We start from the raw sequence: 10,344 nt of genomic DNA, 5'->3' as shown, positions 1-10,344 counted from the left end.
CCCGCAGGCCAGCCAGCAAGGTAGCGTGAGATCAACTTACCGACCCTGTCCGTCAAACCGGGTCAACCCCATCCAGTCTTCTAGAAGGTCAACCCCGACCGGCCGCAGACCACAACCGGGATCAGCGCCTGATCCCTTGACCAACGCACGCTTGAGATCCAGCAGCGCCGGGCGGTCCAGCTCGAAGACCACCGTCGCAGCCGGCCAGTCCAACCGGTACGCACGAGTGTCCATCCCAGCCGCCACGAACACGAACTGCCGAACACCGCTGTCGGCAGCGCGGCCGATCGCCTCGTCGAAGAACCGGGTGCGCACTGCGAGGGCCGGATCCTGAATCCCGCGCTGCACCTCGCCCTCGAAGCCGCGCATAATCTGCGGACCCAGCTCGGTCGCAAGAAGCTGCGCCAACGGCTCCTCGAACAGCCGATCATCCCGGGCATGCTCCCTCGCCCGCATCGACGCCGTCCACAAGGCCGTTCGCGCTAGCGGATCCAGGTCAGCACCCATCTACGAAATGTAGCGGTTCCGGACGGTGTCGGGTCCGCCGTTGCACGGATGTAACTCTGAACAAAGAAGACACCGAGATGGGAAACATGACGATCACTTCAACGGCCCCCGTGGACGTTGGTACGGCGCCGGCACAGGCCGGCTCCGCGCAGACCGAGCCGCAGTTCACCGCGCAGGCTCTCGCCGAGGCCCTCGACCCGCAGCTGGTGGCCCGGCTCGCGGCGCCGGCCGGCCGGGCTCCTTGCGGGAAACCAGCTCCGGGTTGCTGGCCAGGGAGCCGATCGATCGATCGATCGATAGCATACTATCGCAGTCAAGCTATCACTTACGATCGTAGGTGCCGAGGTGATCAAGTGGCAGTGCTGACCAGGGAGTACCGCCATGCCACCGAACGCCAAGTGGGTGGATCTTGCCGCCCACATCCGCAAGCAGATCGCGTCTGGCGAGCTGTCGCCAGGTGCGAAGCTGCCGTCCACGTCGCAGCTCTGCGCCGAGCACAAGGTGTCGGCGATCGTCGTCCGTAACGCGATGATCGCGCTCAAGGCCGAGGGCCTGGTCGTCGGCGTACCCGGCGTCGGTGTCTTCGTCGTCGACCCGAACGAGGAGCAGGGCTAAACCCTGCTGATCGGCGGGGTAGACGTCGGACACCCGCTGGCTTGGCGGGCGTCCTTGATGAACCGACGAGGCGATCACTACCCAGCCAAGTTCAGCGACAGCGCCGATCAGGGAAGGGCCGACGATGCCACCGAACGCCGACACGTCGCAGCGGCCAACGCCACCGCCACTGGCCTCATCACTCAGCTGCTCCGGCGGGAACGCCGCAGCGACACACCAGGGCTACGAGCCCTCGCCGACCGGGCAGGAGTACCGGACTCATGACCGAAGCCGCCCCCGTCGTCCTACTCGTCATCTGCGCCGCACCGCCGGCCGCCCGGGTCGCCGAGCTGGCTGAACGACTCCGCAACGACGGCTGGGACATATACCCCGTCCTGACCGAGGCCGCTGCCGCATGGGTTGATCCGGAATCCCTTGCGCGGATCACCGGTCACCCGGTCAAACGCGAACCGCGCGGACCGCAGGAGCCGAAGTCACTGCCAAGGGCCGATGCCATCATCGTCGCACCCGCCACCTTCAACACGATCAACCAGTGGGCCGCCGGCACCAACGACACGGCGGCGTTGGGCATCCTCAACGAGGCGTTGGGATCGGGTACGCCGATCATCGCCTCGCCGTACGCCAAGGCGGTGCTCGCCGCCCACCCAGCCTTCAGCCGCAGCATCGAGCTGCTCGCCGGTACCGGCGTTCGCTTCACTGCCACCGACGCCCTGCGGCCGGCCGTCCCGGACGGACCATTCCAGTGGAAAGCCGTCCTCGACCTACTGGCGACGCTCGATCGCGACTGACTCAGTCTTCGGGCGGATCTGGCGCTTCGGTGGCGGCCGGCGGCGACGGTGGTTCGGTGGAGTCGCCGGTCGGCGGCCGTGGCGTCACCGCTGGTCGCCGGAGCCGTCCTGGCTTGGCCGACCCACGCGGTGCGATCGGGTCGGCGACCGACAGGGTCACGGGCGGGACCAGTGGCACCGCGGGCCGCAGCGCCGCCACCGCAGGTGGGCCCGGCTCGACGGCGGGGTCTGCGGTTGGTCCGGTAGCGGGCTCAGCGGTCGCCTCGACGACCGGAGCCGGTGCCTCCGTGGTCTCCGGTGTAGGCGAAGTCGGCGTCATGGCCGCGTCGACCGGAGCGCGGTCCCGGTGCACCGGGCGCAGGCCGGCGACCATGGTCGACACGATCTCGGCGGCGTAGGTGCCGTCCGGGTCGTAGTCCGGGTCGAAGACGGTCAGCTCGACGCCGAGGCAGTGCGGCGTATCGACCAACTCCGCGAGCAGCAACTCCAGCTCGGCGAAGGCGATGCCGCCCGGGTCCGGCGCGTCGACCGCCGGCATCACCGCCGGGTCGAGGACGTCCACGTCGACGTGCACCCAGTAGCCGGCGCAGTCGATCAGCTGGTCGCGGGCCCACTGCGCGCTGCGGGCCGCACCTTCGGCGCGCAGCGCCGGCACCGGCCGGGTCACGATACCGGCCGCCTGCAGGTCCAGTCGGTACTCGTCCTGGGCCCGGATGCCGAGCACCACCACGTCGATGTCGCGAAAGTACGGCCGCCGGCCCTCGATCCCCGCCAGATCCGCCTGGCCCCGCCCGGTGACCAGGGCCAGCCCTTCACCGGCCGCCGCTCCGACGTAGGAGGCGTTGCCGGGATGGCGGAAATCGGAGTGCCCGTCGACGTAGACCAGCCCGATCCGCCCGCCGACCGCCGCACCGAGCCGGTGCATGGCGAGCGCCCCGCCGAGCAGGACCGAGCAGTCGCCACCGAGCACCACCGGGAACTCCCCGGCGTCGATGACGGCACCGATCCGCCCGGCGAGCGCCACCGAGTACGCCGAGATCGACCCGGCGTGGCAGACCCCGTCACCGGGACGCCAGTCCGCCGGGTCGTACCGGGGCGGGGTCAGACATCCGGCGTCCCGGGCGCCGAGCCGGGCCAGCAGGGCGTGGTCGCGTAGTGCGCCGGGCGCTTTCGCGCAGCCGGGCACCGACGTCCCGGTCGGCGGGCGCAGACCGAGGTTCGACGGTGCGTCAAGAACGGCTATCCGGCGCATCGACGCGACTCAGAACAACGCGCTGGCCAGCGCGCGGCGGGCCTTCGCCACCGACGGGTCGTCCGGCCCGGCGACGGTGAACAGCGACACCAGGTGCCGACGGATGGTCTCCCGGTCGTCGCCGGCGCTGCGCCGGATCAGACCGACCAGTCGCTCGTAGGCCTGCTCGGCCTCGCCGCTGAGCACCTCGACGTCGGCGGCGAGCAGCTGAGCGGCGATGTCGTCCGGGGCGTTCTGCGCCGCCGCGAGGACGGCGGCCGGCTGCACCCCCTGCACCCGCCGGGCCAGGGCGACCTGGGCGAGGCCGGCTTCGGCCGCAGCGTCCGCCGGTGACTCGTTGAGGATCTTCCGGTACGCCTGTTCGGCCGCGTCGAGGTCGCCCATCATCAGCGCTTCGTCGGCGGCGCCGAGCATCGGATCCTCCGGGGCCTCGACGGCGACGCCGCCGGCCTTGAGCACCGCACCGATCCACTGCCGCAGCTGCGCTTCGGGCACCGCGCCGGCGAACGCGTCCACCGGCTGGCCGCCGACCACGGCGTACACCATCGGGATGGACTGCACCCGAAACATCTGGGCCAGGCGTTGGTTGCTGTCCACGTCGATCTTGGCCAGCACCCAGGTGCCGCCGCCCTCGGCGGCGAGCCGCTCCAACAGCGGCGACAGCTGCTTGCACGGCTGGCACCACTCGGCCCAGAAGTCGATGACCACGGGTGTGGTCATCGACCGTTCGAGGACCTCCGACTGGAAGGTCGCCTCGGTGACGTCGATGACGACGACACCGCCACCGGCGTTGCCCGGGGCGGCGGCTGGCGGGCCGGCCGGCCCGCCACCGGCAGGGTTCGGGGCTCCTTCGGCGGGCCGCGGGCCAGCCGGCGCGGGGCTGCGCAGGGAGCTCAGGTCTACCGCGCCGCGAGTGAAGATCGACGGGGTGGTACGTGGGTCGCTCATGGTTACCTAGTCTCGCACGCGGGCGGCACGTCCCATCGCCAGCGCCACCGCCCCGAACAGCACCATGACCCCGATCACCGGCAACAGCACGGCGGCTGGCCGCGGCCATTCGACCGGGGCGAGCGGAACGGACCCGGCGACGACGATCGGCAGGTAGATCCCGGTCGCCCACCAGGCCAGCAGGGCGCCACCCAGCCCGGTCAGCGTGGCCAACAGCACCGCTGGCAGTGAACTCCACATCAGCGAACGGGTCGCGACCCGGGCCGGCAGCCCCTGCAACAGCAAGGCGCCGAGGTCCTCGGCGCGGCGTCGCCGGTCGACCATCGCCAGCAACGCGATCCCGCAGCAGGCGAGGAGCACCGCCAGTGCGGCGGCGAGCAGGTGGAACCAGCTCGCCAACGCCGGTGCCTGCTGGTCCAGCTCCGCCCGGACCTGCTCCGGGGTGAACTCACCGGTCACCACGAGTCCGGTGTCGGCCAACCGGTCGGCGACGTCCGTCGGTGCCTGGCTGCCGAGCCACACCTGGGCCCGGTCGAGCGGAGTGTTCTCAGGGACTGCCCGTACTGCGTACTCCAGGTCGACCAGCACGCCACGGCCGCCCAGTGCCGGCAGCACCGCGACCGGGTCGGTGGCGGAGGTCATCTGCGCCCCGGTGGGAAGTGCGGTGCCGGTCGGGCCGAGTGCGGGTGGCTGCCCGCCGGCCCCGGTGACCAGTGCCGGCACCGGATAGGCGGTGTCGGCCGGTAGTGCCCACGGATCAGCGGCGACGCCGCCGGCGGTCAGCCGCAGCCCGGTCGGCCCGACCTGGGCCTCGGATCCGGTCGGATCCCGCCAGGCCCGCACCTCGGTGAGTTCCGCCGGCCCGAGCAGCCGGGCCCCGTCGACGGCGATCCCGGTCAGGGTCACCTCATGTTCGGCCGGGTCTGCCTGCCCGTCGAGGCCCACCCCACCGCCGGTGCTTCCCGGCTCGACGCGTACGGAGAATCCGGTGAGCTGGCAACCCGCTGCGCAGTCGACCGGTACCTGGTAGGTGCGCTGCCCGGCACCGGCGAACACGGATGCCGCTACCGCGCGTCCGGTGGCCGACCGCAGGTACACGGTGAACCGGACCTCGTGGACCGCTTCGGCCCGGTCGTCGTCCGGGTCGGTCGCGGCGACCATCAGGTCGACGGAGAGCTCGGTCCCGGTGACGGTGGTCGGTTCGGTGGCCGGTGGCCGCAGGGCGGCGACGAGGGTTGCCGGGTCGGGACCGAACTCGGGCCGCCAGCGGGCGGCGGCGGCCAGTGCCGGAGTGTCGGCGAGCAGCACCGGAGTGTCCGGGCCGAGGTCGGTGAAGCCGACCGCCATGGCGTACCCGCCGTCGGGGTCGACCGACCGCACGGCGGCCAGCAGCGTCCCGGCGTCGACCGGCAGCAGGGTCAGCACCCGGTCAGCGCCGGCCTGCACCTCGGCCCGCGCCGTCCGGGACTGCTGTGCGACGTCGAACGCGCTGGCCGCGTACCCGGTCAGCGCCACGGTGACGGTGAGCAGGGTGAACAGGCGGTGGTTGGCCGGTTGGCGGGCCAGGTGCAGCAGCCCCAGCGCGGGCCCGAGCCGGCCGCCGCGCAGCGCGGCGGAGCCGAGCCGGGCGGTGAGCGGTGCCACCGCCCGCGCCATGATCAGCGCCACGGTCACCCCGATCAGCGTCGGCACCAGCACGGACAGGCCGACGAGCTCGCTGTCGAAGATCCGTAGTTGGGCGACGGCGACCACGGTGAGGGCGATCAGGACCGCCTCGATCAGCAACGACGTCCAGAACCGGGACCGGGGCGGCACCCGGCGCAGCAGGTCGGCGACCGGTCGGGCCAACTCCTGACGTTGGGCGAGCAGCCCGGCGAGCAGGGCACCGGCGAGCGCGGCGCACCCGGCCAGTACGGCCGCGACCGACGTGACCGGGGCGAACCGGCCGTCCTCCAGCCGTAGTCCGGCGAGCACCCCGACGATCAGTGAACCCAACAGGTAGCCGACCGGCGCGCCGAGCACGATCGCGGCCGCCGGTTCGCCCGCGACGAGGGTCCACCGGGCCCGGCGCGGCGTTCCCCGCAGGGCGAGCAGCCCCACCTCGGTACGCCGGGCCACGGTGCCGGCGGCGACCGCGACGAAGATGACGAACAGGCAGAGGATCACCAACGGGACGGCCGCGACCGGCACCACCTGCCGGGTGAGCGCCCGGGACGCCTCGATCTCGTCCAGCAGCGGGCTGACGGCGTCGGTCAGGGTGACAAATCCGCCAGCGTCCGCCCGGATCCGATCGTCGAGGCCGGTCAGTTGGCTGTCCAGCTCAGCCAACCGGTCCGGGCGCAGCGCGTCGGTCTCGGCCAACGCGTCGATGCCGCGATAGTCGCTGCGGCGGTCGATGTTGTCGACGACGTACCGGCCGCTGAAAATCGGCTCGCGGTAGGAGTCCGTCGCGCCCGGCATGAAGTACGGCGTCCGCCCCCAGTAGATGGCGTCCGGATCCAGCGGCGCGTAGACGCCGACGATGCTCACCTCGGCCGGGGCTCCGGTAGCGACGTAGGTCCGTTGCAGCGGGTCGTACTCGGCCGCGGCCACGGTGAGGGGTGCGCCGGGGAGCAGATCCAGCCGGCGTGCGGTGTCCTGCCCGACGATGATCTCCTGCGGCGACATCAGGCACCGGCCGGCGACCATCCGCAGGTTCGCGCACACGTCCTCGCGGAAGACCAGGTACGAGAGCTGACCTGCGCCCGGTTCCAGTCCCAGCGTCGGCAGCTGCACCGTGTAGACGGAGCGGAAGCCGGGCAGGTCCAGCGCCGCGGCGGTGACGGCTCGGAACGCCTCCTCCTCGCCGGGAGCGAGACTGGGAATGGACAGGGTGACCGTACGGTCGGCGCGCCCGGCGGCCGCGATCTCCGCCGCGACCACCGCCCGATCGGCGGCGGCCAGGTACGCCGGACCGGTGACCGCGGCCGCGGTGGCGAACGCGCTCAACAGGAAGACGACCATCGCCTGGCCGCGCCGGGCGGTGAGCATGGACAGCAGCAGGGAGATCATCAGGGCCTCCGGCCGGTGGACCGGTTCGCTGCCGGCGCGTCGAGGCGTGCGGAGACCGCGCGGACCAGCCGGGCACCGGCCAGCGCCCCGGCCGCGCCGAGCACCACCGTCGCGACGAGTACGGCGGCCAGCAGCGGGCCGGGTTGTGGGCCGATCCGCAGCGGCAGCACCGCCCAGTTGTCGACGAATATCGGGATGGTCTGCTGGATCGGCAACCGGGCGACGATGGTGACCAGCAGTCCGATCAACACCGCGAGTCCCACGGCCACCGCGTACCCGCCGTAGGCGATCCGGGCCACCGCGGCGGCCGGTAGGCCCTGCCTGCGCAGGGCCGCCAGCTCGGCGGCCCGGTCGTCGCGTTCCACGGCGGCGACCACCGCCAGCGCCCCGGCCGCCAGCAGTAGTCCGATCAGCCCGGCGGCCAGTTGGAAGCGCAGCGCCGACGGCGGGCCCTGGCGACCCAGTTGCTCGATCACGTCGTCCCGGGAGTCGGTGTCGATGATGGTCAGCCCCTGCGCGGTGAGTCGGTCGATCAGATCGTCGGGTACGTCGGCGGCGAGCCAGACCTGCGGGACGTCGCCCCTGCCGGCACCGCCGGCGAGCCGGTCGGCCAGTTCCAGGTCGACCAGGTAGCCGCGGATCCGGACCTGGGGCAGCGCGTCGGCCACCCCCACGTATCGCACCGGCAGGGCGTCGCCGCCGAAAATGGTGAGGACCGGCTCACCCGGGAGGGTCGGAATGAGCTCCGGCCCGAAACGCACCACCGGCACCGGCACCGGCGCGTCGGTCACCTGGATCCTGGCCAACCGTATCTGGTCGTTGGGGCCGAGTTCCGGTGGCGTGGTGACGTCCAGCCCATGCTGGCCGGTGTCGATCCGGGGCCCGATGGCACCAGTCGCGACCGGCCCTCGCCAGTTGCGGACGTCGCCGAAGTAGGCGGCGTCGAGGCGGGGCGAGGTGTCACCGGCCAGGCCGTGCAGGCCGACGGTGATCCCGGGCTCGGCTGACGCCGGGGCACCGCTCCAGGCCGGCTGGGTCAGTTCGATGGCGGCCAGTCTGCAGCCGTCCGGTCCGCAGCCGGTCACCGTGCCGGTGTACTCGGCCCGCTGCGCGCCGATCGGGCCGAAGACCACGGTCATCGGTTGCCCCATCGGCCCGACCAGGTGGGTCACGACGCTCACCGGTACCGCGTCGGTCCCGGTGGCGTCCAGCCGGAGTTCGCCGTCGGACACCCGCATTCCGGTGGTCGGCGGGGTGAGCGCTGCGGCGATCTCGGTTGCGGCGGGGCCGTAGGAGGAATGCCAGGCCGCGACGGCAGCGAACCTGCTGGCGTCGACCGCGAGCATGTACTGGGCGGAGCTGGGGGCGTTGCGGACCACTGCCATGGCGTGCCGGCCGGCGGGATCCGCTGCTCGGACGGCGGCGAGCAGGTGGGCACGGCTGCGGGCCTGCACCGTGAGCACCTGCTCGGCGCCGGTGGTGTGGGTGGCCCGGACGGCCCGGGCAGCGGCAGATTCGCTCCACCCGGCGATCGCGGTGCCGAGCAGCGCCACCGCGACGGTGAGCAGGGCGACCAGCCGGGCGGTGCCCGGCCGGCGGGCCAGGTGCAGGGCGGCCAGCGCGGCGGGCAGTCGGCCTTGGCGCAGCAGCGCCGACCCGGCGCGGGCGGCGACCGGGGTGGCCAGCCGGCCCGCCACGAGCGCGACGGCGATCGCCAGCAGGGCTGGGGAGAGCAGCACGAGTCCGCTTGTCCCGGCGGACTCGGCCGGCGTCGTGTACGCCTGGTACAGCCCGGCTGCGGCGATGGCCACGGCGATCAGGTCGACGGCGTCGGCCCGCCAACCGCGCTGACGTGCCGGTACGTGCCGGAGCAGGTCGACCACGCCGGCTCGCGCGTTGCGCAGGTCGGCGGCGATCGCGGCGATCAGGGCACCGATGACCGCCGTGCCGGCCGCGGCCACGGCGAGTCGCGCGGCGGACCCGACATGCTCGGGGTCCGGGCCTGCGCCGGCGAGCAGCCGGGCGACCACGAGACCGGCGCCGATCCCGATCGCCGCGCCGACGATCATCGGTAGGCCGCTCTGCCCGACGGTGAGCAGCCAGACCCGCCACCGGGCACCACCGCGAAGCTTGACCAGTCCCAGGTCACGACGGCGGTGCTCGGCGGTGTGCCGGACGGCGAAGAACAGGGCGAACCACGACAGCAGCAACAGCTGTCCCGCGGCCACGGTGACGCCGACATTGACCAACTGACGGTGCCGTTTGATCAGGTCCACCAGGATGGCGGCGTCGGTGCGAACCTGCCAGCGACCGCTGCCGCCGGATGACCGGCGGACCTCGGTCGCCACATCGGTGCCGGCGATGAAGGCCTCGGCGGGCAGCACCAGGTGGTAGTCGGCGGAGAGGCTGCCGGTGGGTGCGGCGGCGAGGGTGCCCGCGGTGACGAAGGCTGGGTCACCGGTGGCGTCCCCGACGTCGGTACCGGCCCCGGTGCCCAACTCACCGAACGCCCAGTACGGCTCGCCCGGGTAGGTGACCTGATAGACGCCGGTGATGGTGAGGGCGACCGGGGCCCGGCGGGTCGGTCGGTGCTGGATCTGGTCGCCGACGCCAACGCCTAGGCTCTCCGCTGTCCGCCGGCTGACCAGCACCTCGCCGGGACGTTGCGGGCAGGCACCGTCGATGCCCAGGTGGTCGCAGACCCGCTCCCGGTGGGTCAGGCTGACCGGTGCTTGGGACTGTGCGGAGATGAGCATCCCGGTGGCCCACAGGGAACTGGCTGCGGTCGCACCGGGGTGGCCGATGACCGCCGAGCCGGCGGCCCGGGCCTGGTCGAGCAGGGCCTCGCCGGCGGCGTCGAGGGCCGCCTGGTCGCCGGTGGCCGGGTCGACCACCTGGTCGAGGGGGAGGGTCGGGTCCTCGGTGGCCAGCCGACCGGTGGCTCGGGCAGCGAACTGGTCGGGCGCGGCGGCGTCGACTGCGGCCTGCGCGACCGACCGGGTCGCCGCAGCGGCGTACCAGGGGGCGGCGGTGGTGGCGGTGACCGCGAGCGCGGTCAGTAGCAGCAGGGCGGATGCCTGGCCCACCCGGGCCCGGACCGCACTGAGGAGCAGCGCGAACACTTGTACCCCCGTTGCGTAGCGTGACTGGTCCCCGCCGCCGGGGTGGTTCAGACGGCTGGTC

Annotated in this window: 7 protein-coding genes; 2 read left to right on the top strand and 5 right to left on the bottom strand. The window is 72.8% G+C overall.

Annotation, left to right across the window (positions count from 1 at the left end):
* Positions 1 to 36 precede the first annotated feature (36 nt).
* On the bottom strand, positions 37 to 507 hold the full coding sequence (locus ACFHVL_RS06180) for an SAM-dependent methyltransferase (protein WP_416626098.1): 471 nt from the start codon (positions 505 to 507) through the stop codon (positions 37 to 39).
* 381 nt (positions 508 to 888) lie between these two features.
* Between ACFHVL_RS06180 and ACFHVL_RS06175 the strand changes: the two genes are divergently transcribed.
* Both ACFHVL_RS06175 and ACFHVL_RS06170 read left to right on the top strand, forming a co-directional pair.
* Entirely contained in the window at positions 889 to 1,122 is a 234-nt protein-coding gene (locus ACFHVL_RS06175) for a winged helix-turn-helix domain-containing protein (RefSeq protein WP_416626097.1), read from the top strand.
* 260 nt (positions 1,123 to 1,382) lie between these two features.
* Positions 1,383 to 1,910, top strand: a complete 528-nt coding sequence (locus ACFHVL_RS06170; RefSeq protein ID WP_416626096.1) for a flavoprotein — start codon at positions 1,383 to 1,385, stop codon at positions 1,908 to 1,910.
* Between the two features lies 1 nt (position 1,911).
* Here the strand turns inward: ACFHVL_RS06170 and ACFHVL_RS06165 are convergent, their stop codons facing one another.
* The 4 genes from ACFHVL_RS06165 to ACFHVL_RS06150 are packed head-to-tail and all read right to left on the bottom strand — an operon-like array spanning position 1,912 to position 10,283.
* Positions 1,912 to 3,162 (bottom strand): arginase family protein, encoded by a 1,251-nt coding sequence (locus ACFHVL_RS06165; protein WP_416626095.1) that lies wholly within the window; start codon positions 3,160 to 3,162, stop codon positions 1,912 to 1,914.
* Between the two features lie 9 nt (positions 3,163 to 3,171).
* Positions 3,172 to 4,110 carry a tetratricopeptide repeat protein gene (locus ACFHVL_RS06160; protein ID WP_416626094.1) on the bottom strand — a complete coding sequence of 313 codons (939 nt, stop codon included), beginning with the start codon at positions 4,108 to 4,110 and terminating at the stop codon, positions 3,172 to 3,174.
* Between the two features lie 6 nt (positions 4,111 to 4,116).
* A complete protein-coding gene (locus ACFHVL_RS06155; RefSeq protein ID WP_416626093.1) occupies positions 4,117 to 7,161 on the bottom strand; it encodes an FtsX-like permease family protein in 3,045 nt (1,014 codons plus the stop codon).
* Positions 7,161 to 10,283 carry an FtsX-like permease family protein gene (locus ACFHVL_RS06150; RefSeq protein WP_416626092.1) on the bottom strand — a complete coding sequence of 1,041 codons (3,123 nt, stop codon included), beginning with the start codon at positions 10,281 to 10,283 and terminating at the stop codon, positions 7,161 to 7,163. The genes ACFHVL_RS06155 and ACFHVL_RS06150 overlap by 1 nt, the downstream gene beginning before the upstream one ends.
* Positions 10,284 to 10,344 lie beyond the last annotated feature (61 nt).

The sequence above is a fragment of the Micromonospora sp. LOL_023 genome, from assembly GCF_048060115.1.
Lineage (GTDB): Bacteria > Actinomycetota > Actinomycetes > Mycobacteriales > Micromonosporaceae > Micromonospora_E.
The sequence above is the reverse complement of the archived record's forward strand: the minus strand, read 5'-3'. Positions and strand labels throughout refer to the sequence as shown.